We start from the raw sequence: 25519 nt of genomic DNA on the forward strand, positions 1-25519 counted from the left end.
AGGAAATATCATGGTAACACCCTTACAAAGTTTAAGACTGCCTATTGACCACCCGTTAGTAAAGATTTTGTGCGATCTGTCTTTAAACAATAAGATCGCATTCAATGAAGAAATACCGATCCATTTCAAAAAAGAAGTGTCAGAAGAAGAGAGAATCAAGTTCAAGCAAGTGCTGTGGGTGCTTCATGCGATCGTTAATAATGAGACTTCTTCAAGGTATCTTTCTGATGACAATCAAAAATTCATAGAGAGTTTAGCGCAAGCTGAAAAGATCACTAATGAGCAAATAGAAAAAGCCTTAGAGATCGTTTCTACTAGCGATGTGGATGTGGATTTTGAAAAATTTAAAGAATTGATTCTCAATGTAGATAGTGTAGCAGTAGGTCTTAGGAGCTATAGCCAAAGCCAATTGCTTGATTTAAACGGAGGGCATTGGGATTTAGAGGTGCCTAGCGTGCCTAAAGAAAGCGTAACCTTTAGGTTTGATAATTTAGACGAAAACAGCAAAGAAATGAACTTCTATGCGCGCTCAAGCTTGAAGGATTTAAACAAGGGCGTTGTCGCTATTGACTTTGGGACTAAAAGCACGACCGCAAGCTATATGGATAAGACAGGAACATACCGCTTGCTCTCTATTGGCGGGCTAGTAGATGACGCAAGCCTAACCAAGTTTGAAAACCCTACGATCATGGAGTTTAGATATAAAGAAAAATTTATTACAAAATACAACGCTTTAGATCACCGCCCTTTCACAGAAAAGAACGATATAGAAGTGGCGCATGAAGCCCAAAGGAACGCTACAGGCGTTAAAGGGAATGATTTGTATCGGTTTTTTTCTCAATTGAAGCAATGGGCTGGAGCGGATGAAAAACGGAATTTTAGGGATCTCATAGAGGATTTTTCTTTAGAAAGCTTCACTAATTGCGCGGATTTTAACCCCATAGAAATCTATGCTTACTATATTGGCCGCTGCATCAACAACATGGAAAATGGCGTGTTTTTGAAATACTTTTTATCCTACCCCATCAAGTATGAAAAGCATCAGGCTGAAAAAATCAGAGAGAGTTTTGAAAAAGGCTTGAAAAAATCTTTACCCAGGCATGTTTTTGACGATGAAAAAACGGCTAAAACTTTCAAAGTGGAATTGAGAGCGAGCGAGCCTTGCGCGTATGCCATTAGCGCTTTAAAAAGCTATGGGTTTTTTAAATCAGAGAAGTTAGACAAGCCGGTTTATTACGGGGTGTTTGATTTTGGGGGCGGGACGACGGATTTTGACTTTGGCAAATGGGAAAAAAGCGCCAACCCTAAATTCCTTTACAAAATGACGCATTTCAGCAGTGGAGGGGATAAATATTTAGGCGGTGAGAATTTATTGGAATTGTTGGCTTGGGAAGTGTATGCAAAAAACTTTCAAACGCTAAAAGCAAAAGACATTGTCATCGCTAAGCCTAACTATGACAGGATCGATACGCAACGCTTTGGATCGTTTATGCAAAATTCCAGGGAAGCGCGCTTGAATTTGCAAACGATCGCTTCTCAATTACGCCCTTTTTTAGAAAATTTAGACGCTGATATGATAGAAGCGATAGAAGAAAATGAAGAGTTTAGCATAGAGAGTTTTGAAAAGGATTTTAAAACCATGCTGTTGGATAGGAATGGGGTAGAAACAGAATGCGATCTTAAAGTTGATTGCAAAGAGCTTTTAAACCTCTTAAAAGACAAGATCAATGAAGGCGTTGCCAATTTCTTTGCCGGATTTTCTAAAGTGATGGCTGAAAACATTGACGATCAATGCAAGGCGTTTCACATTTTCTTAGGCGGGAACGCGAGCCGTTCGGTGTTAGTCAAGCAAGCGTTTGAAAACGCTAAAGAAAAGCAGCTCAAAGATTACAAGCAAAAGACTTCTAAAGATGATTTCACATTCATCATTTACGAGCCGCTAGGCACAGAAAAATCAGACAAACAGATTTTAGAGCTTACAGGAGAAGATGTTTCTAACACGCCCGCTTATTTGAAGCCCACTTGCAAAACCGGGGTGGCTTTTGGGCTTTTAGAAAGCAGGGACAAGGCTAAAGGGATTGAAATGCCCTCTATAAGCGCCAATCCTGTGTTTAAATACGATTTAGGCATTGAGATAGAGGGGAAATTCCACGCTAAAATCCATAGGGATTCTTTAAAGCCTAATGAATACCAGATTTTCCAAACTAAAGAGGAATGGGGAGGCTTTGATGAGTTAGAGATACGCTACAGCGATAAAGCCCTAGCCAACACCAACACTTTAAACATTAAAGATACGCAAATGATTTCCATAGCGCTAGAAGAGGTTGAAGAAGTGGATGTGAAAGTGTGTTGCGTGGATTCCCAAAGCATTAAAGTGGGGCTGTTTAAAGACGGCCAATTAATCTATGAAAGCGAGGCAGAAAAATTATGATGGCTAAGAACGCTTACGCGTTTGTCGTGATTGAAGAAAGCGTTATGGTGTTTAAACACACTAAAGACAAGGGGCTAATCCCTATCACGGAAGGCTTTGCGCCGTTAAAAGAGGGCTTTTTGAAAAGTTTTAAAGAGCGTTGCAATCTGGAATTTTTAGAAAATTTAGACCTTTTGTTTTTGTATGACTACCCGTTTTCAAGCGAGGTTTTTTCCTTGTGTAAGGATTTGAAAAATTCCATTTGGGACAGGAAGCTTGTGGTAGCGTTAGTGGAGGCTTTGGAGAATTTTAAGGGCTTGAATTTGTCTCTTAAGATAGAAGACAAGCGTTCTAATAGCTTGGGTAATGGCACTCAAAAATTGCTCACTAACGCTGATTTAGGGAGCAATCACAAAACGATCGTGATAGACAGCATGAAAACATACCACCAAAGCCAGCAAGAAAAATACAAAAGAGAAAGAGGCGAAACGCTAGAGGTTCGCCCCACAACACCCCCTAGCTATGGGGGTGGGAGCATCAAAATCAGCGGCGATAAAAAGCCTGATTCTAATGAAGAAAATTTTTAAAAGAAAGGACAACCGATGAGCAAAGTGCAAATGGATACCGAAGAGGTCAGAGAATTTGTAGGGCATTTAGAACGCTTTAAAGAGCTACTAAGAGAGGAAGTGAATAGCTTGAGTAATCATTTCCATAATTTAGAATCATGGCAAGACGCTAGAAGAGACAAATTTAGCGAGGTGTTAGACAACTTGAGAAGCACTTTCAACGAGTTTGATGGAGCCGCGCAAGAGCAAATCGCATGGCTTAAAGAGAGGATTAGGGTTTTAGAAGAAGATTATTAAGGATAATTTATGGCTGAATGGAAAACGGACACAGAAGAAGTCAGACAAATCGTTAGAAAATGCAGGGATTTTAAAGAATCCCTGCAAGAAGAAAGGTGTCTTCAATTTATCACCAATCTTGATAGTTACGCACGAGGAATCCTAGTAGAGCACAGAAAAATTGAAATGCAATTGGAAAAAGCCATAGGAAAATTAAACGCAGCCATAAAAAAGCGAAAGGGCTTTTGGGGATCTGTTTTAGATTTTTGTGGAGGTGTTTGTGATGCAGTCTCGACTATTTTCCCTCCTGTTAAATTAGGCGCTGAAGCTTGTGAAAAGGGCTTAAACCTTATGGAAGACAATATAGAAAAATGGGAACACAATGTAAGGTTATTAGAACGAATGCTTGAAATCTACTCCACTCAAGCCAAAGCGAGCGTGGAGCTTGTGGATGGGGTTTGGGAGAGCGTTAAAAAGATGTTGCACTTTTATACCGATAAACACCAGGAATTTATCAGGCGTTTGAACTATGCGAGCGCGGCGATAGATAACGAATACAACTTTCCAACCCCAGGCGTTTTAAAGGAATACGATTTTGAAAGCCCTAAGATTGTGTATAGCCCTAAAAAAAGCGTTTTTGATGAGCGCTTGAAGGATTTAAGGGAAGATTTTAGCTTTTCTTTATACGCTGATTTGAAAGATAAGATCAGCGCTTTTTCTCATAGGGATCGCGCTAAAGCCTCTAAAGAGCGAGAATTTGAAAAGAGTTTAGAGGATTTGATGCCGAGTTCTTTAGGCGTGCCTTCTTATAATGAGAGCTTGACTCTAGCCAAAAAGCATTGCGTTAAAAATTGTAAGAAAGCCTTACAAGATTTTGCGGAAAAAATCAAAGAATCCCCTAACGATTGGAACGCTATTAATGAAGCTTTTGATAATTTGGAAACAGAGTTGGAGCGCGCTACAGAAAGTTTGAGCCAAAAAATAGCGCCTATCTTAGAACGGAATGAAAATTATACGCAAAAAGCGTTGGAGTATAGAGAGTTTTTAGAAAGCCGTAAAGCGGACTTTATTGTAGATGAGCAAAATCCCTACCCTGATGAGGTCAGATTCAATGATTTGCGTTTAGCGGAATTTGATAGCGTTTTTAGCGTCATTGTGCCTTTAGAAGATTGGAGTAAAACCGCATGCGCTCATCATGCCCTAAAGGCTTTAGAAGCTACGCTTAAAGACAACAATTTGGGCTTTGACGCGGCAGAGTTGGAACAGATCGCAAAAGGATTCATTCCTAGGGGGTATTTGTGGCATTTTGACGCGAATGTTTTAGGGAATATGGCGTTGGTGGGAGAAGAGTTATTATTAGGCGTGAAACACACGAAAGGATACAAACTATGGGAGAAATTCCTACAAACACAGAATTGAATTGGGAATTTGTAGAGCCGCTCAATGAGAATGCGTTGAACGATTTAGAAGAGCGATTAAAAATAGGCTTTAGCGATGCGTTTAAGGACTTTATCAAACGATCAAACTATGGTTTTAGCCAATGGCGTTCCTTTATGGTGGGCAATGAATCTTACACATTCAAGCATGTTTTGAACTTCAATTTAGAGGGCAAGGGCTTGTTTGTTGATTTCATGCAGAGCTTGAAAGAATTTTTAGAACCTGAAGAAATCGTCTTTGCTAATGACGGGTATGGGGGGTATTATCTTTGGAATACGACTACTGATGTGGTGCTGTTTTTAGACACCGATGATGGCTCAAAAAAAGCGCTATTAAATCTTAAAATGTTTTTAAAAAAACTGGAATCAAGGGGTTAAAATGTTTTCTCATAAAGTTTTTTTGGAGGGTTGCACCAATAAATTAAGAAAGATTTGCGATGATCTCACAGAAAACGCCATGCAAGATGATTTAGAGCAGAAACTCAAAAGTGAGGTGCTAGAGGAGATGCTAAAAATCGCGCATGACTTAGAAAATTTAGAGCAAGACACTCAATACCAAAGAAGAAAAATCAACGAGCAAATTGAAGAAGCCAAGTCTTTGGAGAAGCAAATTGATATGAATTTCCATTCACCAAGCGAAATTGATAAGCTTATGCGTGAAGCCAAAGAGCATGAAAGAGAAGCTAAGAGGCGCTATGATGAATACTTGAAATCTAAGGATAGAGATGATTGATGCAGGTAATTTATTAAAAGAATTAGACGACGCCTTAGATAAGGTTGTTGCTAAAAAAGAGCCAGAGAGCTTTCTCAAGCCGTCCACTCTAAAAATAGAAGAGTATCAAAAGAGCATCAGGCAAATTCAAGCGCAATTCATAGACGCGCCACAATTCAATGAAACGAGTGCTTACCCTAAATTTTTAAGCTGTGGTTTATTGCATATTAAAGGCAAAAATGGCGCTAACATGGAATTTTTATTGCCTAAAGTTTATCCTTTTCCTCCTAAAAACTTGTATATAGAGCATGAAAAAGACGGGCAGTTTTTGAGAGAAATGCTCATGCGCTTACTCTCCAGCGCGCCTTTAGTGCAATTGGAAGTGATTTTGATTGATGCGTTGAGCTTGGGGGGTATTTTCAATCTGGCCAGAAGACTTTTACATAAAGACAATGATTTTATTTACCAGCGAAGGATTTTAACCGAAAGCAAGGAAATAGAAGAAGCCCTAAAGCATTTGTATGAATATTTAAAGGTTAATTTGCAAGAAAAATTGGCCGGCTTTAGAGATTTTGCGCATTATAATGAAGAAAAAGAAGACCGCTTGCCTTTAAAAGCGCTTTTTTTAAGCGGGGTAGATGCTTTGAGTAAAGACGCGCTTTATTATTTGGAAAAAATCATGCGTTTTGGCTCTAAAAATGGGGTTTTGAGCTTTGTCAATTTGGAGAGCGAAAAAAACAATAAATCCGTAGAAGATCTGAAAAAACATGCGGAGTTTTTTAAAGATACGACAAGTTTTGAACGCTTTAAATACCTTAATGTGGAAGTGATCAACGATCAAGGCGTTAAATCCCAGCACATGCAAGACTTCGCTGATAAGATCAAAGCGTATTACAAGCAAAAAAAAGAAGTTAAAAGGGAGTTGAAAGACTTACAAAGAGACAAAGAATTTTGGACTAAAAGCTCTCAGTATGAAGTGAGCGTGCCGGTGGGGTGGGATATTAACCATAAGGAAGTGTGTTTTGAAATCGGTAATGCGCAAAACCACACGCTCATTTGCGGGCGTAGCGGGAGCGGGAAATCCAATTTCTTGCATGTGTTGATTCAAAATCTAGCTTTCTACTACGACCCCGATGAAGTCCAACTCTTTTTGTTAGACTATAAAGAGGGAGTGGAATTTAACGCATACACAGATCCGATTTTAGAGCATGCGAGGTTGGTGAGCGTGGCGAGTTCGGTGGGTTTTGGTGTCAGTTTTTTAAGCTGGCTTTGCGGTGAAATGGAAAAAAGATCTAATCTGTTCAAACAGTTTAAGGTGAAAGATTTAAGCGATTACCGAAAGCATGAAAAAATGGCTAGATTGATTGTAGTGGTTGATGAATTTCAGGTGCTTTTTAGCGATAAATCCACTCAAATGAAAGGGAGCGTGGAACGATTTTTAAACACTCTGCTTAAAAAGGGCCGCAGCTATGGGGTGCATCTAGTTTTAGCCACTCAAACCATGCGAGGCGGTGAAATTGATAGTAGCATTAAGGCTCAAATCGCTAACCGAATCGCTTTGCCTATGGATGCAGAAGACAGCGCTAAAATTTTAGACGATGATGTAGCTTGTGAGATTCAAAAACCAGAAGGCATTTTCAACAACAACGGAGGGCATAAAAAATACCACACCAAAATGAGTATCCCTAAAGCCCCTGATGATTTCACAGCGTTTATCAAAAAAATCCATGGAGAATTTAACCAAAGAAATCTTGCACCCATAGATCGTAAAATCTATAATGGCGAGACACCTTTAAAAATGCCCCACACCCTTAAGGCTAATGAAATGCGTTTGCATCTGGGCAAAGAAGTGGATTATGAGCAAAAGGACTTGATAGTAGAGTTTGAAAACAACGAATCGCATTTGTTGGTGGTGAGCCAAGATTTAAACGCTCGCATCGATTTAATGAAGCTTTTCGCTCAAAATTTCAAGACTGCTAACAAAGAGTTGCTCTTCTACAACGCCGAAAAACGCCTTGTGAGAGAACTTGATGCGTTGAAAAAACACCACATCACGCCCATGCAAAGCCCTCTAGGGAGCGTTTTAGACACCGCCATGAACCCTAATAGCGTGCTTGTGATAGACAATCTCAACGAAGCCAAAGAGTTGCACGATAAAATAGGGGTGGAAAAATTAAGATCGTTTTTAGAAAAAGCCACCGACAACGAGCAATATTGCATCATCTTTGCGCATGACTACAAACAGATTAAAGCTAATTACCATCTTGACAAGTTAAAAGAATTGTTAAACAACCACTTCAAGCAATGCCTGGCCTTTAAGTGCAATGGGGAAAACTTAAACGCTCTCAAAAGCGGTTTACCCTCACCAAGCGAACACAATGCGCTCTTTATAGAGCTTTCTAAAGACAGCCACACTGAATTCAGGCCTTTCAGCTTATAGGATCAAAAAAAAGGGGGATCAAAAAAAAGGGGGGTTAAAAAGACTAAAGAAATTTAATCTTAATTTAATCTTTTTGAAGCGCTTTTTAAATCTTTGGCGTGATGGTTTGCGTGATTGTGCGAGCGATTTTTTCTCTTAAATGCAACAAGGGTTCTGATCCTTTCGCTAAAGCTTTTAGGCATAAATGAGAACTAGCGATTTCGCTCACGGCTCCATCCACTCCTTCGCTCTCTTCAATCCATTCTCGCGTGCTAGACAGCTCTATGGGGCAATTGACAAGCACCAGATTCAAATAATGCGTATAACCATCAAACATGCACATGTTTGTCATGTCGGTGGTTTTTGGATCTAAAATCGTGTTGTCATAATAGATGGGTTTTTCATCTTGTAAAATAGAGATTTTTGTGTGCAAGCGGTTGAATTTAAACAACTCATTGCGTGCCACTCGCCCTGCGACAATGATTTCACTATAGAGCAATTGGGAGCTAGAGTGCAAAGAAATCGTGGTGTTGCCCTTAAAATGCGCGTTTTCAAAAGGGATTAACGGAAAAGGCGCGAAGTCTAAAAAAGCGTTTTCCCCCACAACAATGTGCATGTCTCTGCTGGCAAACCCATCTTCAGTGTTATGGATTTTTTCAAAGGATTGCGAAGTGATCCTTAGCTTGCAATTTGGACCGATGTTTAATTGCACATCTTGCACATCGCCCCTCATCATGCCAGGGCTTACCGCTAAAAGCATGATTTCAGCTAAATCGTCTTTAGGGTAAAAGGGTGCCATGAGCTTAAAGGGGGGCGTGAAAAAATTGTCTTCAATCACGCACCGCCCATCAGCCCCTATTTTGGTTTTTAACCTGAGCTTGGATTCTTGAGCGTAAGTGTTCATCAATCTTCCAATAAAGCGTTGCGCTTGATCCAAGCGATCACATCGTCTAAACCTTCTTTAGCGCGGATATTCGTGAAAATAAAGGGCTTTTCGCCGCGCATTTTTTTAGAATCCCTTTCCATGACTTTCAAGTCCGCTCCCACATAGGGGGCTAAGTCAATTTTATTGATGACAAGCAAGTCTGAGCGCGTGATTCCTGGTCCGCCTTTCCTGGGGATTTTATCGCCCTCAGCCACATCAATCACAAAAATCGTAAAATCTGCTAGCTCTGGGTTGAAAGTCGCTGAAAGGTTGTCGCCTCCGCTTTCAATCAAAAGCAATTCCAAATCAGGGAAACGGCCATGCATTTCTTCTACGGCTTCTAAATTCATAGAAGCGTCTTCTCTAATAGCCGTGTGCGGACAGCCTCCTGTTTCTACGCCAATGATCCTCTCTCGTGGCATCACCGAATTTTTACACATAAACTCCGCGTCTTCTTTCGTGTAAATATCATTAGTGATGACCGCCATGTCATAATCCTTTGACATGTGGCGCGTTAAAGCTTCAATCAAGGCGGTTTTACCGCTTCCTACAGGACCACAAACTCCAATTTTTACCATAAAATTCCTTTCAATTTGAGATTAAAATTCAAGACATGTAAAGGCGCGAGTATAAACTCTCATGCTGCATCGCCTTAATGTCGTTTTGAACGCTTGCCGCACACAGGTGGCTTTCATCTAGTTCTAGGGTTTTTTCTATGAGCTGGTTAAAAGGGCTTTGCAAGCTCAATAAGATTTTTTGCCCGTCGTTTTGAGATAGTGGGACGCTTTTAACGCAGTTGATCACCATGTTAGAAGTTTGCGCATAAAGATAATGCCTTAAAGCCTTTTTCAATTCAATATTCAAACTCGCCACAAAAACGCCATAACTAGTGGCATGGGTGGGGTCTTTAGTTTGTTGAGCGTAAGCGTTAAAAAATGCACCCATGTCTAATTCGTTCATGGCTTGTAAGGTTTTAATGAAACGATTGCCTAGCTTTTGATTGGCTAATCGTAATTCCATGGGGCTTGTGGATAGCCTAATGACTTCTTCAACCCCTAAGATTTTTTTTAAATCTTGTTGGAGAGCGCTTTCATAGGTGAGTTTCAAGCTCAGCATTTCCGTATAAAGGAACTGGCTAGAGAGATTGGCTTTTAAATACTCCAAAGCGCTTTCTTTATCGGTAACCTTTTTTTGCTGGATGTAAGTTTCTAGCCCAAAAGAATGCGTGTAAGAGCCAATAGGGAACACCGCATCATTGACTTGCAAGATCAGAAATTCATTATCCACATGAGCATTGTTGTCTGCTTTTGGGGTTTTTGGGGGCATACCCACGCTTTTTTTAGTGCTTTTCACGCTTTTTCCTCTATCCTCTATATTTATTTCATGACCACTTTAAAATCGCTCGCTAGTGAGACCTTAAAATTAGGCTCACTATGGGGCATGCTCACGGTTAAGCGTTCTTTGGAATCCAATTTTGAACTTAAAACACGATTTTGAACCCCTAGCTTTTCTAGTAACGCTAGTGTGGGCTTTTCAAATGGTGTTTTAAATTCAAATTGAGACTCGCCATAGTATAAAGCCGCATGGCGGTTTCCTATTTCATAGCATATTTTCGCTACTTCTGCCACGCTCTTAGCTTGGATGTGAATGACTTCAGAATCCAAGATATTAACGGCGATAATTTCCTTCTCTTCTTTAAATAAAATATCCCCTTGAGAGAGACCCAACTTGGGAGCGTCTTTAAGGCGTACGGCTATGTCTTTGCCTTGTCTGGTTTTAAAACGAGCGATTTTTTTCCTCGTTTCAAACCATTCTAAATCCACATAATCCACATTGAAATCCAAGGGGTTAAAATCCCTTAGATTGCCCATCAAACGCTCTATGATCATCTCACACCCAGTGTTGGATAAAGAGCAACCAAGCAGGGATCCAAGCGGTTAAAATACCTTCAATGATGGCAAGCCATGGAGTGAATTTCCCTAAAGGGATTTTCAAGATGTTTTCAATGAAAGCAGTAAGCCACAAAACACCCCAAGCCAACCAAATGATTGCCCACCAATCGCCTTCAGTGATGCCTAACACTTTGTGGTCATCAAGCATATCGCTATAGTGGGATAAAATCGCAGCAGGAACAGTGTTGATCGCTACGAACAAGCTATACCAAGAGTAAGGCCTCCAATCCAAACCAAAAGTGTGGTTGATAGCCGCATACAAGTAGGTAAAACCAAACAATAACCCAGTCGCTGGCCCATAGAAACTAGTCAAATGGTGCGATACTTGAACAATATCTTCTGCACCTTCTACAGGAGCTGTAGGGTGGAGCGCGGAATAAGTGATGACCACCACATTACAAACAATGGAAAGCCCACCCACAAAAAAGTTCATCACCGCAGTGCTTTTAGGATCGACTTTGGTTAATCCGCAAATCCCATTGCTGATTAAAACAATCCCAACATATAACAATACAAGTCCTAGCATTGCCTTTTCCTTCCAAACAAAAATTTTTACAACAAACGCACCTTACGAATAACTTTTGTTGCTTGAGCTAATCATAAAGAAAAATAGTAAATTGACAAAAAATAAAAACAAAAAAAAGCCCCCAATTCTTTGATAAACAAAAAATCAGAGAGCTTAAAAATCAAGGATTAAGGAGCGTTGCTCCTAAAAATCCTAGAAAATGCTAAAGAGTTGTGCCAAGCTCACTTTATTGGCTGGTTTAGAAGTTACTTCCTTGCCATCCACGAACACATGGTAAGTTTCAGGATTGACTTCAATGTGAGCGGTAGTGTCGTTGAATTGCATGTCTTTTTTGGTGATGTTTCTGCAATTTTTTACCGGCAACACTTGTCTTTCAAGCCCTAATTCTTCTTTAATGCCTTTGTCATAAGCCGCTTGAGACACAAAAGTGATGTTTGCATCGTATTTAGCTTTACCATGATGAGCGAACATTTCTCTGTAATAAACCGGTTGAGGGGTAGGGATAGAAGCGTTCGCATCACCCATTTGACTCAATGCAATGAACCCACCTTTGATGATCATGTTAGGTTTCACGCCAAAGAATGCGGGACTCCACAATACCAAGTCAGCCACTTTGCCCACTTCTACAGAACCGACATACTCGCTAATCCCATGAGCTATCGCTGGGTTAATGGTGTATTTAGACAAGTAGCGTTTGATCCTGAAGTTGTCGTTATCGCCTTTTTCTTCTTTCAAGCGGCCAAATTCTTTTTTGTTTTTGTCAGCTGTTTGCCAAGTTCTAGTGATAACTTCACCCACACGGCCCATCGCTTGAGAGTCAGAACTGGTGATGGAGAAAATCCCCATGTCATGCAAAGTGTCTTCAGCCGCAATGGTTTGAGGGCGAATCCTTGAATCAGCGAACTGAACATCTTCTTTAATGCTTTTATCCAAGTGGTGGCACACCATAAGCATGTCCATGTGTTCGGCTTCTGTATTCACAGTGAAAGGGATAGTAGGGTTAGTGGAAGCGGGCAGGATGTTGTGTTCACCGGCTACTTTAATAATATCAGGAGCGTGTCCGCCGCCAGCACCTTCAGTGTGGAAAGTGTGCATAGTGCGCCCAGCAATAGCTGCCATAGTGTCTTCTACACAACCGGCTTCATTCAAAGTGTCTGTGTGGATAGCGACTTGCACATCGTATTTGTCCGCAACATCTAGCGCATGATTGATTGCAGAAGGAGTTGTTCCCCAGTCTTCGTGGATTTTAAAACCAATCGCACCGGCTTCAATTTGATCGGCTAAGCTCGCATCGTTAGAAGCGTTACCTTTAGCTAAGAAACCTAAGTTCATAGAATATTCTTCAGCCGCTCTGAGCATCCATTTTAAATTTCTTCTACCTGGAGTGATAGTAGTCGCATTAGTGCCATCAGCAGGACCGGTTCCGCCACCAATCATGGTTGTTACACCGCTTGCAAAAGCTGTAGGGATTTGTTGGGGTGAAATGAAGTGGATGTGTGTGTCAATACCACCAGCCGTTACGATTAAGCCTTCACCGGCTAGCGCTTCAGTAGCAGGACCCACGCTAAGATTGTTTTTAACGCCATCTTGCATGTCTTTGTTACCGCCTTTGCCAATACCAGCGATTTTGCCGTCTTTAATACCAATATCCGCTTTATAAATACCGGTGTAATCCACGATTAAAGCGTTAGTGATGATTAAATCCAGTTCTTCTTTGCTGGGGTTGTTAGATTGGCTCATGCCTTCTCTTAGGGTTTTACCGCCACCGAATTTAAGCTCTTCGCCATAAATAGTGTAGTCATGTTCTACTTCAGCGATCAAGTCTGTATCGCCCAATCTCACTTTATCGCCTGTAGTAGGACCATACATAGAAACATATTCTTTTCTGCTAATCTTTTTCATTTCTTACTCCTTAATTGTTTTTACATAGTGGTCATCGCTTTTAGCACCATGAAAACCACGTTCTTTAGCTCTGTGTAAAGCAATTTTTTTGCTTTCGTTGTCTGCTTGCCTATCAACCAATGCGTTAAATCCAAAGATTCTTCTGTTACCGCCAATGTCAATCAATTCTACGGATTTTTCTTCGCCAGGCTCAAACCTTACTGCTGTCCCGCTCGCAATGTCTAAGCGTTTACCGAAAGTTTTTTCTCTGTCAAAGTCCAAGCATCTATTCACTTCAAAGAAATGGAAGTGTGAGCCGATTTGAACCGGTCTGTCGCCAACATTTTTAACTTTCACGCTGACAGCTTTTTTGCCTTCGTTGATAGTGATGTCTTCATTTTTTAAGAACAACTCACCAGGCACTAATTTACCATTGGCCTCAATAGGGGTATGCACGGTTACGAGTTTGGTCCCATCAGGAAACATCGCTTCAATACCCACTTCATGGATCATGCTTGCCACGCCATCCATCACATCATCCGGTTTTAAAAGAGTGCGCCCTTCTTGCATCAATTCAGCCGCAGTCTTTTTACCAGCTCTCGCTTCCTCCATAATATGGGCACTAATCAAAGCTACAGCTTCTACATAGTTAAGCTTAATGCCTTTTTCTTTGCGTTTTTTAGCTAATTCTCCAGCGTAGTGGAGCATCAACTTATCTAACTCTTTTGGGGTGAGTTTCATCTCATTCTCCTATTCTTAAAGTGTTTTTCCTTGAAGACATAACGAAATCAAGGTTGGAGTAATTGTAGCAATGTTTTGATTTACTAAGATTAACAGAAGCACTCATTAACTAATTATTATTTAAAATGAATTAGTGTTATGGTTTTGAAACACTATAAAAGCGTTATTGGAAGCGCGTTTAATACCCCTTTAGAATTTATAAAAATCAAAAACTCGCAAAAAAATGAGAATTAAAATTGGAGTGATAATGGTGGCCACGACTGGACTTGAACCAGCGGCCACTACCATGTCAAGGTAGTGCTCTACCAACTGAGCTACGCGACCTTTATTTAAAAAGGGCAATTATGCCTTAATTTTGTTTTGTTTTTGCTTAAAAAAGAATTGCCTTAACAATAAAACGCCCACGCCCGCATCTATCATGACATCAGCGAAATTAAAAATAGCAAAATCAAAGCCATAATGATAATACACATAATCCACCACGCCCCCATGCACAAACCGATCCAAAACATTAGAAACCCCAGCGCCAAACACCATGCCAAACTCTATCGCATGGGTTTTAAAAAGCTCCCTTTGGCGTATCAAAAAGATAAAAAGCCCTAAAATCAAAAGGATTTGCAAGTATTTCAAACCCCCCTCTAAAAAACTGAGCAACGAAAACGCCACGCCTTTATTGAATACTAAAACAATATCTATAACCAAACTTTCATAGCGAAACCCCTCTAAAATAGCGTATTTAATCGCTTGATCCACGCCAAAAATAAGGAAAAAAACCCCTATAAAAACCAACAGGCTTTTTTGGGTGGTGTTTAGCACAAATGCCCTTCAAAAAACTCTTTTAATTCTTGCATTTTGGATTCTAAAAGTTTTTCGTCTTTAGCTTCTAAAAGGATTCGTAATTTGTTTTCAGTGCCGCTATAACGGATCAAATGGCGGATTTCTAGCTTGTCTAATTCTTTTAAAAGAGCGCTATAACCTTTCAGGCTTTCTAAAGGAGGCTTTTTTTGGATATTCAAATTCACTAGGTTTTGGGGGTATAATTCAAAGGGGTTTAACGCAACAGAACTCACAAGCTTACTTTCTAGCACTAAAGCGCTCACTTGCAACGCGCACACCAAACCATCGCCGGTTTTAGCGTAATCGCTAAAAATGATATGCCCGCTTTGCTCGCCTCCAAAATTGGCTTTATTCAATCGCATGCATTCGCTCACAAACTTATCCCCAATCGCGCAATGCTTTAATTCTAAATCTTGGGATTTTAAGTATTCTTTAAGGGCTAAATTGCTCATGTTCGTGGCGACAATTGCTTGAGAAGAAAGGGCGTTTTTAGATTTTTGATAAACCCCTAACACCCCTAAAAGCTTGTCCCCATGCACGATATTCCCTAAATTATCCACCACCACTAGCCTGTCAGCATCGCCATCAAAAGCAAAGCCTAGATCCGCGCGGTATTTTTTCACTTCATGGCTCAATTGGTTAGGGTGTAAAGCCCCACATTGTTCATTGATGTTACACCCATTAGGCTCATCATTAATCACTAACACATCAGCCCCAAGCTCGCTAAAAACGACCGGAGCCACCTTATAAGCCGCACCATTAGCGGTATCTAGCACGATCCTTAAACTCTGTAAATTCAAATGTTTGGGGAAAGAGTGTTTTAAATGCACGATATAGCGCCCTATGACATCATCTATCCTTTTAGCGCTACCAACGCTCTCGCCTGTTTGGTAACTAGAATGCAGCAATCCTTCATCATGAAAGATTTCTTCAATCGCTCTTTCTTCTTCTTCTTTAAGCTTATAACCATAAGAATTGAAAAACTTAATGCCATTATCTTCAAAAGGGTTGTGGCTCGCGCTTATCATAATGCCCGCATCACAGCGCATGTCTTCGGTTAAAAACGCGATCGCAGGGGTAGGCATAGGCCCTATTTGAATCACGTTATAGCCTATGGAAGTGAGAGCGCTCACTAAAGCGTTTTCTACCATGTAGCCGCTTTTTCTGGTGTCTTTACCGATTAGAATTTTATTCGTTTTAGAATGTTTTTTAAAATACAATCCAGCAGCAATGCCTAAACGCATCACAAACATGGGGGTGAGTTTCACCCCTGCTTTACCCCTCACGCCATCAGTCCCAAAAATTTTCATCGTTATAAAATACCTTTTAAACTATTTTTAATCAATTTTTAGATAGAATTATGCCAAATTTTACATTACAAGGGGATTAAAACAAGGCTATGGCAAATCATAAGTCCGCAGAAAAGCGAATCAGACAGACCATTAAGAGAACCGAACGCAACAGGTTCTACAAAACGAAAATTAAAAATATCATTAAGGCCGTGCGTGAAGCGGTCGCCATCAATGATGTAGCAAAGGCTCAAGAGCGTTTGAAAATCGCTAATAAAGAGTTGCATAAATTTGTCAGCAAAGGGATTTTAAAGAAAAACACCGCTTCTAGGAAAGTCTCAAGGCTTAACGCTTCAGTGAAAAAGATCGCTCTCGCTTAGTTTTGGGGCGTTTTTAACTTCTTTGGCTCAATGATGGGTTTTTATTGTTGGGCTTCTTTTTAAGTTTTTGCGTTTTTTAGATTGTTGCATCTTTTTATTGACATTTTTTTATTAATTTTATTAATAGGTAGTCTTGCATGTCTATTCTAGCTGAAAAGCTTTCTTCCATTCTCAAGCGATACGACGAACTCACAGCGCTGCTTTCTAGCGCTGAAGTAATTAGCGATATTAAAAAACTCACCGAATTGAGCAAAGAGCAAAGTTCCATTGAGGAAATCTCCATAGCGAGTAAGGAGTATTTGAGCGTTTTAGAGAATATCAAAGAAAATAAGGAGCTTTTAGAAGACAAGGAATTGAGCGAACTGGCTAAAGAAGAGTTAAAAATTTTAGAAATCCAAAAAAGCGAGTTAGAAACTGCCATTAAGCAACTCCTTATCCCCAAAGACCCTAACGATGATAAAAACATCTATTTAGAGTTAAGGGCCGGCACAGGGGGCGATGAAGCGGGCATTTTTGTAGGGGATTTGTTTAAAGCGTATTGCCGTTATGCGGATTTGAAAAAATGGAAAGTAGAGATTGTAAGCTCTAGCGAAAACAGCGTAGGGGGCTATAAAGAAATCATCGCTTTGATTAAGGGTAAGGGCGTGTATTCAAGGCTCAAATTTGAAGCAGGCACGCATCGAGTCCAAAGAGTCCCTGAAACAGAATCTCAAGGGCGCATCCACACTTCCGCTATCACAGTAGCGATCATGCCTGAAGTGGATGATGTGGAAGTTTTTATCAACCCTAGCGATTTAAAGATTGAAGTGTTTCGCGCTGGCGGGCATGGGGGGCAATGCGTCAACACCACAGACTCTGCGGTGCGCATCACGCACCTTCCCACCAATATCAGCGTGAGCATGCAAGATGAAAAATCCCAGCATAAAAACAAGGATAAAGCCCTAAAAATCTTAAAAGCGCGCCTTTATGAAAAACAAATTGAAGAGCAACAACTCGCTAACGCCAAAGATAGAAAGGAGCAGGTGGGTAGTGGGGACAGGAGCGAAAGGATCCGCACTTATAATTACCCGCAAAACCGCTTGAGCGAACATAGAATCAATTTAACTCTGTATAGTTTAGAAGAAATCATGCTTTCAGGGAATTTAGATGAAGTGATTAACCCTTTAATCGCCCACGCCCAAAGCCAGTTTGAATGAGATTTTTACACGATACGACAAAAGCGATAAAACACCCAAGCCTTTTTTAAGATAGCCACCCACGACTACCACAAGCCCTAACATGCTCCAAATTTTCGCCTCACAAAAACAGCGCAAGAGCTTCCATAAAATCTAGTTAAATATAATTTTAAATTCTATATATAAATGCATTTTTAAAAAATAAAAAGTTTTATTTAACCCATTCTTAACAAAAAATTCACCTTTTTGTGATATAACTCCAAAGCTTAATAAAGTGGCATTGTATTCTGTAGAAGCGAATACATGAGGACAACTCTCAAACTTTGATAGCTCCCTATATCTTTGCACCATAGCATGAATGCAATAAAAAAAGAAATCCTTAGGATTTCTCACATTAAGGAGTTTTAAATGAAAAAGGTTTTTTTAGGTATGGCGTTAGCCTTTAGTGTGTCCATGGCAGAAAAAAGCGGTGCGTTTTTAGGAGGGGGGTTTCAATATTCTAATTTAGAAAACCAAAACACCACCCGCACCCCAGGCGCTAACAATAACACCCCGATAGACACTTCAATGTTTGGCAGCAATCAAACAGCTCCAGCCCAAGAAACGCAAAGCGCTTCCAAACCGGACACTAAAGTCAATCCAAGCGCAAGCTGGATGAAAAAATAAGGGAGAAAGCCATGAAAAAGTCATTCAAAAAATTAGGCTTTTTCTCTTTAGCAACGAGTAGCGTGCTTTTAGGGAGCATGAACGCTACCGATTTAGAAACCTACGCAGCATTGCAAAAACCATCGCATGTTTTTGGTAATTATGCTGAAAAGAAAAAGGGAAAAGAAGAGGGTAGTAAAAAAGAAGATAATAAATCACAAGCCCCCACCGGTTCTACAAATGGCAGTGGTAAAGACGGCAGTGGCAGTGGCAAAGACAGCAGTTCTACAAATGGCGGTAACAAAGGCAAAGGTAATAGTGGCGACACACCAACCCCACAACAACAAGCCCAAACCACCGTTACAAGCGACAAAACAGAAGCAACAACACTTGAAAACACCGCTATTACTGACAACACCACAGCAACTAATGATGAAGCTGATACAAAGAGCAGCGATAGTGCTGTATCTAGTGCGGCTAAAAATGTAGAAAGTGATAACACAACCGTTCAAGCCGATGAAAAAGCTTTAGAAAAAGCTGTAGATCAAGTTCAAGCTGATGCTAGCGCTAAAGATTTTGATGAAACCACTTTTACAAACGATCAAAAAGCAGAGCAAACCGCTAAAGAAAATTTACAAAAGGCTGAGAATCAGCTCGATACAGATCAAGATGCTTTAAACACAGCGTTACAAGATCAGACGAAAACATCAACCCCACCAACTAAAAAAGATGAAACAAGCGGTGGCAGTGGCACTACACACACCACCAAAAATGAAACACCAACTCCAGCAACCCCACCAACTAAAAAAGATGAAACAAGCGGTGGCAGTGGTACTACACACACCACCAAAAATGAAACACCAGATTCATCAACCCCACCAACTAAAGAGGAACCAAAACACACCGCTAGCACACCAACCCCAAGCACTAGTGGCGTGGCAAGCCAGCTAGTTAAAGACACCACTACGGTTAATAATCTTAAGAGCGTGAGCGTGAGTGGCATGAACACCACTTTAAGTGGGGTAGAAACCATGTCTCAACAGAGCGCAACGATTGGCAACCTTTTGAATAGCAGCACTGATTTAAGCAGTGTGATTCCCAACGCTCAAGGCTTAAGCAGCGCGTTTGGCGCATTAGAAAGCGCTCAAAACACTTTAAAAGGCTATTTAAATTCTTCTAGCGCGACAATCGGGCAATTGACGAACGGATCTAATGCGGTTATGGGCGCGTTAGATAAAGCTATCAATCAAGTGGATACGGCTTTGTCCGATCTTAATGCAACTGATACGCAAAAAACGCAAGCCGTTACGCTTGCGGCTGCTAGTGATAGTTCAACGACAACGACAGATGCCATCAATTTCTTAAACGCGCTAAAAACCAATCTAACGGCTCAAAAAGACGCTTTCATGAATGTGCATAAAAACATTCAAACCGCTGTCGCTCAAGCCCAAGCAACCTACACGCCAAGCGTGATCAACACCAATAATTACGGGCAAATGTATGGGGTAGATGCGATGGCAGGGTATAAGTGGTTCTTTGGTAAAACCAAACGCTTTGGCTTTAGGTCTTATGGATACTACAGCTATAACCATGCGAATTTAAGCTTTGTGGGGAGCCAGCTTGGAATCATGGAGGGCGCGTCTCAAGTGAATGACTTCACTTATGGCGTGGGCTTTGATGCGCTCTATAACTTCTATGAAAGTAAAGAGGGCTATAACACAGCAGGGTTGTTCGTGGGCTTTGGGTTAGGAGGGGATTCGTTTATCGTTCAAGGAGAGAGCTACTTAAAATCTCAAATGCAAATTTGCAACAACACCGCAGGCTGTTCAGCGAGCATGAACACGAGCTATTTCCAAATGCCTGTTGAATTTGGTTTCAGGAGCAATTTTTCTAAACACAGCGGGATTGAAGTGGGCCTTAAATTGCCTTTATTTACCAACCAATTCTATAAAGAAAGGGGCGTAGATGGATCAGTAGATGTGTTCTATAAAAGGAACTTCTCTATCTATTTTAACTACATGATCAACTTCTAAGCCTTTTTCTTCTTTTCAACAGAGAGTTTTCTCTCTGTTGGTTTCTTTTTTCTTTTTTTGTGATGTTTGGTTGTATTGGGGGGTTAGGTTTTTGTTTAAGAAAGTTTTTTAAAAACTAAAGAAGCGTTTAAAACAGAACCTTTTGTTTTGGGATTTGATTTTTTACTTTGGCTTGTTTTCAAAAGCCATTTTGATTTCTAAAAATAGTCTATAATGCTCGCAAGAGATATTTTTTAAGGTTATCAATGAAAGCTATAAAAATACTTTTTATAATGACACTCAGTTTAAACGCTATCAGCGTGAATAGGGCGTTGTTTGATTTAAAAGATTCGCAATTAAAAGGGGAATTAACGCCCAAAATAGTGAATTTTGGGGGTTATAAAAGCAGCACTGAAGAGTGGGGGGCTAGCGCTTTAAACTATATCAATGCGGCTAATGGCGATGCGAAAAAATTCAGCGCGTTAGTGGAAAAAATGCGTTTTAACTCTGGCATCTTGGGGAATTTCAGAGCGCATGCGCGTTTGAGGCAAGCCCTAAAATTGCAAAAGAATTTGAAATATTGCCTTAAAATCATCGCCAGGGATTCTTTTTATAGTTACCGCACCGGTATTTATATCCCCTTAGGCATTTCTTTAAAAGATCAAAAAACGGCTCAAAAAATGCTCGCTGATTTGAGCGTGGTAGGGGCGTATCTTAAAAAACAACAAGAGAATGAAAAGGCTCAAAGCCCTTATTACAGGAGCAACAACTATTACAACTCTTACTATAGCCCTTATTACGGCATGTATGGAATGTATGGCATGGGAATGTATGGAATGTATGGCATGGGCATGTATGATTTTTATGACTTTTATGATGGCATGTATGGGTTCTACCCTAACATGTTTTTCATGATGCAAGTTCAAGATTACTTGATGTTAGAAAATTACATGTATGCACTCGATCAAGAAGAGATTTTAGATCATGACGCTTCTACTGACCAACTTGATACGCCTACTGATGATGACAGAGACGATAAGGATGATAAATCCTTACAGCAGGCAAATCTTATGAGCTTTTATCGTGATCCCAAATTCAGTAAAGGCATTCAAACCAACCGCTTGAATAGCGCCTTAGTCAATTTGGACAACAGCCGCATGCTCAAAGACAATTCGCTTTTCCACACTAAAGCCATGCCCACTAAAAGCGTGGATGCGATCACTTCTCAAGCCAAAGAGCTTAACCATTTAGTAGGGCAAATCAAAGAAATGAAGCAAGATGGGGCGAGTCCTAGTAAGATTGATTCAGTTGTGAATAAAGCTATGGAAGTGAGGGACAAGCTAGACAATAACTTGAACCAACTAGACAATGACTTAAAAGATCAAAAAGGGCTTTCAAGCGAGCAACAAGCTCAAGTGGATAAAGCCCTAGACAGCGTGCAACAATTAAGCCATAGCAGCGATGTGGTGGGGAATTATTTAGACGGGAGTTTGAAAATTGATGGCGATGACAGAGATGATTTGAACGATGCGATGAGTAACCCTATGCAACAACCTGCACAACAAACGCCTACCAACAACATGAATAACACCCATGCCGATGACAGCAAAGATCAAGGGGGTAACGCGTTCATAAACCCTAACAGCGCCACTAACACCGACGACACTCACACCGATGATGCTCACACCGATGCTAGCACCACAAACGATGCCAGTACCACTGACACCCCCACTGACGATAAAGATGCTAGCGGCAACAATACCGGCGATATGAATAACACGGACACCGGCAATACTGATACCGGTAACACTGATGATATGAGCAACATGAACAACGGCAACGATGATACGGGTAATGCTAATGACGACATGGGTAATAGCAACGACATGGGCGATGATTTGAACAACGCGAACGACATGAACGATGATATGGGTAATGGCAACGACGACATGGGCGATATGGGGGATATGAACGATGATATGGGAGACATGGGAGACATGGGCGATATGGGGAATTGATAACAAAATTTAAAAAACGCTAAAAAAGGCGTTTTTTATAATCCTAAAAAGGGCTTGATTGATAATCAAGCGATAATCTCTTACAAAAGCGGTTTTTTGGAGCTAGGGGGATTTTAAAAGGGATTGTAGGGGGAGAATTGTTTTAAAACGCCCCTTATTCTCTTATAATTTTGATCATAAAATAAATCTAAAACGATATTCTCTTATGATTTTTATCATAAAATAAATCTAAAACGATATTCTCTTATGATTTTTATCATAAAATCTAAAACGATAAAATAAAGTTTAAACCCACATTTTTGGAATTAAAACTTCTTCTTGCCCACATCTTCTAAAATATCTTGGGAGATCCCATCAATTTTAGTGCTGACTTGTAAGGAATGGTTAGCGATAGTCAAATTATCTTGCACATCTTGTTGCAAGGCGTTAATGGAGCGGTGGATATTTTCCACACCCTTATTTTGCATTTTAATAGACTCAGCGTTATCGGCGATGCTTTGAACGAGAATATTAATATTGGCTTCAATCTCGCTGAGCGATTTTTGCGTCCTTTCAGCGAGCTTTCGCACTTCATCAGCCACCACCGCAAAGCCTCTGCCATGCTCACCAGCCCGTGCGGCTTCAATAGCGGCGTTTAGGGCTAATAGATTCGTCTGATCGGCAATATCTCTAATCATATCCACCACGCTTTTAATGTCTTCGCCTTGAGAGATCATCTCTTGGCTTTTAGAATCAATTGTTGTAATGATATTAGTGATTTCTTCTAAGGATTGGGTGGTGTTTTTTAAGCTTCTTTCTTGCTTGTGGGCGGTTTTGGTCAAATTATCCACGCAAGTTTTTAAGTCTTTGGATTCATGATTGAGCGCGTTAGCAAACCCTAAAGAAGCTTTAAGCATGCTAGAAATTTCTTGCCCTAAAGTGTTGAGCGCTTTTTCCATGTTGGCTTTAGGATTTTGGATGTGGTGGGTGAAATCCAGGTTTTTATAATGCTCTAGGGCGTTATTTAGGGATTCAATATTGGCGCCAATTTGGTTACGAAAATACTGGATAATGCTATTAATCGTGTTTCTTAAAGCTTGCAAATCTTTATTTTTAGGCACGCATGCGATTTCTTGGGTGAAATCCCCACTTTCCACAAAATTAGCCACTTCAATGCTGTTTTGAATGGCTTTATTATCGGCTTGAATGCTTTCTTGGGTTTTAAGAATGTTTTCATTGATAGAAGCTTGCATTTGCCCGATTTCATCATAAGCGCTTGGGGGCGTTAGGTGTATGGCATGGTTATTTTTGGGGTTATTGAGCAAGTTGAAAAAATCATTTAGGGTGTTATTGACCCTACTGATGCGTTTGGTTATGAGACTAGAAATGATGATAAAGACTAAAAGGGCTAACACCAGCACGCCCAAAATCAAAGTGGTGATAATAATGAATTTGGTGTTTGTCGCTTCTTTAAAGACTAAAGATTTATTGACATATTTCCCAATCGCCCAACGCCAATGGTTGCCGTTATTTTCTTTTCCTTCAAAAAAATCAAAGGGCTGTATGGCTAAAAAGGTCTCTGTATCCCCGCTCAATGAATGGTAGCTCAAAGTACCCGCTTCGTTTTGATTGTAATACGCCACAGCTTTAGCGACTCGTTTATCCGGATTGATAGCGCTTAAGATCTTATCTTGGATCTCACGATTAGGGTTGATTAAAAGCCTGCCGTCTTTACCCATTAAAAAGGTGTTGCTCTTTTTCTTGCCTACCACATCTGTATAAAAAGCGTCAATGTTTAAAAAGAAATTCAGCACACCTATCACATTTTGATTCTTGCCCATTAGGGGGAGGGTAATATCCATGCCATAGATTTTATCGCCATTAACCTCTTTATAATAGGGATCTGAACGGGTTATATTTTTGAGCGAATGGATTTGATTGATCATGTTTTCATTGAGCGTGGTATTAGGGTAGGCGATTTTTGAATTGATGTTCATGGTAGTGATAGCTCGTTCATTATTCGTATAAATCGCGCTAACCAATAACACATGAGGGTTTGCTAACAAAAACTCAGAGAGCATGCGCCTTTTTAGGGTGTCGTTGATAGCGCCATTTTCATCGCTTAAGAATTTTTCAAGGGTATTAGCGCCAATAAAAATGCGCTTCATGATGCTTTGAATTTTAAAACTAGTCAGTCGTGCTTCTTTTTGCAGTAATTCCGTGGCCTGGTGTTGCAACACGCTTTCAACCTTGTAGTTGATGATAACGCCCATAATAGCACTAATAATAATAACGACCGCACACACCATCATGACAATTTTAAAACCAATTTTTGTAGATCCCATCGCCCTTGCCTTTTAAAATTAATTTAATAGCGGATGATTATTATACATTATTTTGAAACTTTAATAAAAAAAGAGAGAAGAGAAAAGCAGAAAATGAAAGAGAGCCACAGCTCTCCAAAGTTCCCCCCAAAGAAGAGCTGAAGAAATAAAAATTACCTTTTGGAGAATTGCGGGCTTCTTCTGGCCTTTCTTTTACCATATTTTTTGCGTTCAACCACCCTTGAATCCCTAGTGAGTAAGCCCTTAGGTTTCAAAATGGCTCTAAAAGCAATATCATAAGCGTTCAAAGCTTTAGAAATGCCATGCCTTAAGGCTTCCGCTTGTGCTGAGTAGCCCCCACCAAAAACCACCGCTTTAATATCCACAGATTGCTCTTGTTTGGTTAAAAGTAGGGGTTGCATGACTTTCATTTTAATGGCTTCATGCCCGCCTAACCATTGATTCAAGCTCTGCTCATTGATACTCAATTCGCCTTTGCCCGGAGTGAGCCACACTTTAGCGATAGCGGTTTTTCTTTTACCGGTAGCATAGATTTTTCTCATTTAGCGTCCTTTTTGCTAGTTTGTGCGGTGTGAGGGTGCTTATCATCACGATAAACTTTGAGTTTTTTGATCATCGCTTTCCCTAATTTCGTTTTAGGGAGCATGCCCCTAACGGCTAAGTGGTAGAGCTTTTCAGGGGTTTTTTCTAGCATTTCTTGGAGAGTCTTGCTCTTGGTGCTGCCAAAATAACCTGAATGGGTGAAATACTCTTTATCCTCTAATTTCATGCCTGAAAATTTAACCTTATTGGCGTTGATAACCACCACAAAATCCCCACAATCCACATTAGGGGTGTAAAAAGGGCGGTGTTTGCCTCTTAAAAGCACAGCGATTTCAGTGATCAAGCGGCCAAAAACTTTGTCTTTAGCGTCTAAAACGACCCAATCACGAACGATGTCATTGACTTTAGCGGTCTTTGTCATGAGAATCCTTTGATAAAATTGAAGCGACTAT

24 protein-coding genes and 1 tRNA gene are annotated in these 25519 nt (G+C 40.4%); 12 read left to right on the forward strand and 13 right to left on the reverse strand.

Features of this window, described 5'->3' with window-relative positions; translation table 11 throughout:
• Nucleotides 1-10: 10 nt before the first annotated feature.
• From EAL87_RS00690 to EAL87_RS00720, 7 genes are read left to right on the forward strand one after another with little or no spacing between them, the layout of a single operon-like run.
• Entirely contained in the window at nucleotides 11-2431 is a 2421-nt protein-coding gene (locus EAL87_RS00690) for a hypothetical protein (RefSeq protein ID WP_120912572.1), read from the forward strand.
• Nucleotides 2428-2997, forward strand: a complete 570-nt coding sequence (locus tag EAL87_RS00695; protein ID WP_120912573.1) for a hypothetical protein — start codon at nucleotides 2428-2430, stop codon at nucleotides 2995-2997. Before EAL87_RS00690 ends, EAL87_RS00695 begins: the two co-directional genes overlap by 4 nt.
• A gap of 15 nt (nucleotides 2998-3012) precedes the next feature.
• The gene (locus EAL87_RS00700) at nucleotides 3013-3273 is read left to right on the forward strand and encodes a type VII secretion protein (protein ID WP_120912574.1); all 261 of its coding nucleotides are present in this window, start codon (nucleotides 3013-3015) and stop codon (nucleotides 3271-3273) included.
• 9 nt (nucleotides 3274-3282) lie between these two features.
• Nucleotides 3283-4671 (forward strand): HNH endonuclease, encoded by a 1389-nt coding sequence (locus EAL87_RS00705; protein ID WP_120912575.1) that lies wholly within the window; start codon nucleotides 3283-3285, stop codon nucleotides 4669-4671.
• Complete coding sequence (locus EAL87_RS00710; protein ID WP_120912576.1) at nucleotides 4641-5066, forward strand: SMI1/KNR4 family protein; 426 nt, start codon at nucleotides 4641-4643, stop codon at nucleotides 5064-5066. The genes EAL87_RS00705 and EAL87_RS00710 overlap by 31 nt, the downstream gene beginning before the upstream one ends.
• A 1-nt stretch (nucleotide 5067) precedes the next feature.
• A complete protein-coding gene (locus EAL87_RS00715; protein ID WP_120912577.1) occupies nucleotides 5068-5421 on the forward strand; it encodes a hypothetical protein in 354 nt (117 codons plus the stop codon).
• Nucleotides 5414-7840 (forward strand): FtsK/SpoIIIE domain-containing protein, encoded by a 2427-nt coding sequence (locus tag EAL87_RS00720; RefSeq protein ID WP_120912578.1) that lies wholly within the window; start codon nucleotides 5414-5416, stop codon nucleotides 7838-7840. The genes EAL87_RS00715 and EAL87_RS00720 overlap by 8 nt, the downstream gene beginning before the upstream one ends.
• Nucleotides 7841-7925: 85 nt before the next feature.
• Here the strand turns inward: EAL87_RS00720 and EAL87_RS00725 are convergent, their stop codons facing one another.
• The 10 genes from EAL87_RS00725 to glmM form a co-directional block, all read right to left on the reverse strand.
• Nucleotides 7926-8723, reverse strand: coding sequence for an urease accessory protein UreD (locus EAL87_RS00725; protein WP_120912579.1), 798 nt, complete (start codon nucleotides 8721-8723; stop codon nucleotides 7926-7928).
• Complete coding sequence (ureG, locus tag EAL87_RS00730; protein WP_000238758.1) at nucleotides 8723-9322, reverse strand: urease accessory protein UreG; 600 nt, start codon at nucleotides 9320-9322, stop codon at nucleotides 8723-8725. The genes EAL87_RS00725 and ureG overlap by 1 nt, the downstream gene beginning before the upstream one ends.
• Nucleotides 9323-9350: 28 nt before the next feature.
• Nucleotides 9351-10070, reverse strand: coding sequence for an urease accessory protein UreF (locus EAL87_RS00735; protein WP_120912691.1), 720 nt, complete (start codon nucleotides 10068-10070; stop codon nucleotides 9351-9353).
• A gap of 50 nt (nucleotides 10071-10120) precedes the next feature.
• Complete coding sequence (gene ureE / locus EAL87_RS00740; RefSeq protein ID WP_120912580.1) at nucleotides 10121-10633, reverse strand: urease accessory protein UreE; 513 nt, start codon at nucleotides 10631-10633, stop codon at nucleotides 10121-10123.
• 1 nt (nucleotide 10634) lies between these two features.
• Nucleotides 10635-11222, reverse strand: a complete 588-nt coding sequence (gene ureI / locus EAL87_RS00745; protein ID WP_000901274.1) for an acid-activated urea channel protein UreI — start codon at nucleotides 11220-11222, stop codon at nucleotides 10635-10637.
• A gap of 192 nt (nucleotides 11223-11414) precedes the next feature.
• A complete protein-coding gene (ureB, locus tag EAL87_RS00750; RefSeq protein ID WP_000724295.1) occupies nucleotides 11415-13124 on the reverse strand; it encodes an urease subunit beta in 1710 nt (569 codons plus the stop codon).
• A 3-nt stretch (nucleotides 13125-13127) separates the two neighbouring features.
• Nucleotides 13128-13844 carry an urease subunit alpha gene (gene ureA, locus EAL87_RS00755; protein ID WP_000779222.1) on the reverse strand — a complete coding sequence of 239 codons (717 nt, stop codon included), beginning with the start codon at nucleotides 13842-13844 and terminating at the stop codon, nucleotides 13128-13130.
• Between the two features lie 248 nt (nucleotides 13845-14092).
• A tRNA-Val gene (locus tag EAL87_RS00760) sits at nucleotides 14093-14168 on the reverse strand.
• Between the two features lie 18 nt (nucleotides 14169-14186).
• Complete coding sequence (gene lspA, locus EAL87_RS00765) at nucleotides 14187-14660, reverse strand: signal peptidase II (RefSeq protein ID WP_120912581.1); 474 nt, start codon at nucleotides 14658-14660, stop codon at nucleotides 14187-14189.
• Nucleotides 14654-15991, reverse strand: coding sequence for a phosphoglucosamine mutase (glmM, locus tag EAL87_RS00770; RefSeq protein WP_120912582.1), 1338 nt, complete (start codon nucleotides 15989-15991; stop codon nucleotides 14654-14656). The genes lspA and glmM overlap by 7 nt, the downstream gene beginning before the upstream one ends.
• 89 nt (nucleotides 15992-16080) lie before the next feature.
• On the opposite strand from glmM, the gene rpsT reads away from it, so the two are divergent.
• From rpsT to EAL87_RS00800, 5 genes are all read left to right on the forward strand, one after another.
• A complete protein-coding gene (rpsT, locus tag EAL87_RS00775) occupies nucleotides 16081-16350 on the forward strand; it encodes a 30S ribosomal protein S20 (protein WP_001273611.1) in 270 nt (89 codons plus the stop codon).
• Nucleotides 16351-16487: 137 nt separating this feature from the next.
• On the forward strand, nucleotides 16488-17546 hold the full coding sequence (gene prfA / locus EAL87_RS00780) for a peptide chain release factor 1 (protein ID WP_120912583.1): 1059 nt from the start codon (nucleotides 16488-16490) through the stop codon (nucleotides 17544-17546).
• 387 nt (nucleotides 17547-17933) lie between these two features.
• A complete protein-coding gene (locus EAL87_RS00790; RefSeq protein WP_000755207.1) occupies nucleotides 17934-18191 on the forward strand; it encodes a hypothetical protein in 258 nt (85 codons plus the stop codon).
• Nucleotides 18192-18202: 11 nt separating this feature from the next.
• Nucleotides 18203-20203 carry an outer membrane beta-barrel protein gene (locus EAL87_RS00795; protein ID WP_120912585.1) on the forward strand — a complete coding sequence of 667 codons (2001 nt, stop codon included), beginning with the start codon at nucleotides 18203-18205 and terminating at the stop codon, nucleotides 20201-20203.
• Between the two features lie 245 nt (nucleotides 20204-20448).
• Nucleotides 20449-22200 (forward strand): dentin sialophosphopreproprotein, encoded by a 1752-nt coding sequence (locus EAL87_RS00800; RefSeq protein ID WP_120912586.1) that lies wholly within the window; start codon nucleotides 20449-20451, stop codon nucleotides 22198-22200.
• A 305-nt stretch (nucleotides 22201-22505) separates the two neighbouring features.
• On the opposite strand, the gene tlpC is transcribed toward EAL87_RS00800, so the two are convergent.
• The 3 genes from tlpC to rplM form a co-directional block, all read right to left on the reverse strand.
• On the reverse strand, nucleotides 22506-24524 hold the full coding sequence (tlpC, locus tag EAL87_RS00805) for a methyl-accepting chemotaxis protein TlpC (RefSeq protein WP_120912587.1): 2019 nt from the start codon (nucleotides 24522-24524) through the stop codon (nucleotides 22506-22508).
• 152 nt (nucleotides 24525-24676) lie between these two features.
• Entirely contained in the window at nucleotides 24677-25066 is a 390-nt protein-coding gene (gene rpsI / locus EAL87_RS00810) for a 30S ribosomal protein S9 (RefSeq protein ID WP_001227269.1), read from the reverse strand.
• Nucleotides 25063-25488 carry a 50S ribosomal protein L13 gene (gene rplM / locus EAL87_RS00815; protein ID WP_000167675.1) on the reverse strand — a complete coding sequence of 142 codons (426 nt, stop codon included), beginning with the start codon at nucleotides 25486-25488 and terminating at the stop codon, nucleotides 25063-25065. The genes rpsI and rplM overlap by 4 nt, the downstream gene beginning before the upstream one ends.
• Nucleotides 25489-25519 lie beyond the last annotated feature (31 nt).

The organism is Helicobacter pylori, assembly GCF_003636935.1.
Classification (GTDB): Bacteria; Campylobacterota; Campylobacteria; order Campylobacterales; family Helicobacteraceae; genus Helicobacter; species Helicobacter pylori_CH.

What these genes read in the sequence shown, in the direction of transcription:
- ureI (WP_000901274.1), bottom strand. Translation starts at nt 11,222, where the DNA reads ATGCTAGGACTTGTATTGTTATATGTTGGGATTGTTTTAATCAGCAAT.
- rpsT (WP_001273611.1), top strand. Translation starts at nt 16,081, where the DNA reads ATGGCAAATCATAAGTCCGCAGAAAAGCGAATCAGACAGACCATTAAG.
- EAL87_RS00705 (WP_120912575.1), top strand. Translation starts at nt 3,283, where the DNA reads ATGGCTGAATGGAAAACGGACACAGAAGAAGTCAGACAAATCGTTAGA.
- EAL87_RS00795 (WP_120912585.1), top strand. Translation starts at nt 18,203, where the DNA reads ATGAAAAAGTCATTCAAAAAATTAGGCTTTTTCTCTTTAGCAACGAGT.
- ureG (WP_000238758.1), bottom strand. Translation starts at nt 9,322, where the DNA reads ATGGTAAAAATTGGAGTTTGTGGTCCTGTAGGAAGCGGTAAAACCGCC.
- EAL87_RS00695 (WP_120912573.1), top strand. Translation starts at nt 2,428, where the DNA reads ATGATGGCTAAGAACGCTTACGCGTTTGTCGTGATTGAAGAAAGCGTT.
- EAL87_RS00790 (WP_000755207.1), top strand. Translation starts at nt 17,934, where the DNA reads ATGAAAAAGGTTTTTTTAGGTATGGCGTTAGCCTTTAGTGTGTCCATG.
- ureE (WP_120912580.1), bottom strand. Translation starts at nt 10,633, where the DNA reads ATGATCATAGAGCGTTTGATGGGCAATCTAAGGGATTTTAACCCCTTG.
- prfA (WP_120912583.1), top strand. Translation starts at nt 16,488, where the DNA reads ATGTCTATTCTAGCTGAAAAGCTTTCTTCCATTCTCAAGCGATACGAC.
- EAL87_RS00715 (WP_120912577.1), top strand. Translation starts at nt 5,068, where the DNA reads ATGTTTTCTCATAAAGTTTTTTTGGAGGGTTGCACCAATAAATTAAGA.
- rpsI (WP_001227269.1), bottom strand. Translation starts at nt 25,066, where the DNA reads ATGAGAAAAATCTATGCTACCGGTAAAAGAAAAACCGCTATCGCTAAA.
- EAL87_RS00725 (WP_120912579.1), bottom strand. Translation starts at nt 8,723, where the DNA reads ATGAACACTTACGCTCAAGAATCCAAGCTCAGGTTAAAAACCAAAATA.
- EAL87_RS00700 (WP_120912574.1), top strand. Translation starts at nt 3,013, where the DNA reads ATGAGCAAAGTGCAAATGGATACCGAAGAGGTCAGAGAATTTGTAGGG.
- glmM (WP_120912582.1), bottom strand. Translation starts at nt 15,991, where the DNA reads ATGAAAATTTTTGGGACTGATGGCGTGAGGGGTAAAGCAGGGGTGAAA.
- EAL87_RS00720 (WP_120912578.1), top strand. Translation starts at nt 5,414, where the DNA reads ATGATTGATGCAGGTAATTTATTAAAAGAATTAGACGACGCCTTAGAT.
- rplM (WP_000167675.1), bottom strand. Translation starts at nt 25,488, where the DNA reads ATGACAAAGACCGCTAAAGTCAATGACATCGTTCGTGATTGGGTCGTT.
- EAL87_RS00690 (WP_120912572.1), top strand. Translation starts at nt 11, where the DNA reads ATGGTAACACCCTTACAAAGTTTAAGACTGCCTATTGACCACCCGTTA.
- ureA (WP_000779222.1), bottom strand. Translation starts at nt 13,844, where the DNA reads ATGAAACTCACCCCAAAAGAGTTAGATAAGTTGATGCTCCACTACGCT.
- EAL87_RS00735 (WP_120912691.1), bottom strand. Translation starts at nt 10,070, where the DNA reads ATGCCCCCAAAAACCCCAAAAGCAGACAACAATGCTCATGTGGATAAT.
- EAL87_RS00800 (WP_120912586.1), top strand. Translation starts at nt 20,449, where the DNA reads ATGAAAGCTATAAAAATACTTTTTATAATGACACTCAGTTTAAACGCT.
- ureB (WP_000724295.1), bottom strand. Translation starts at nt 13,124, where the DNA reads ATGAAAAAGATTAGCAGAAAAGAATATGTTTCTATGTATGGTCCTACT.
- tlpC (WP_120912587.1), bottom strand. Translation starts at nt 24,524, where the DNA reads ATGGGATCTACAAAAATTGGTTTTAAAATTGTCATGATGGTGTGTGCG.
- EAL87_RS00710 (WP_120912576.1), top strand. Translation starts at nt 4,641, where the DNA reads ATGGGAGAAATTCCTACAAACACAGAATTGAATTGGGAATTTGTAGAG.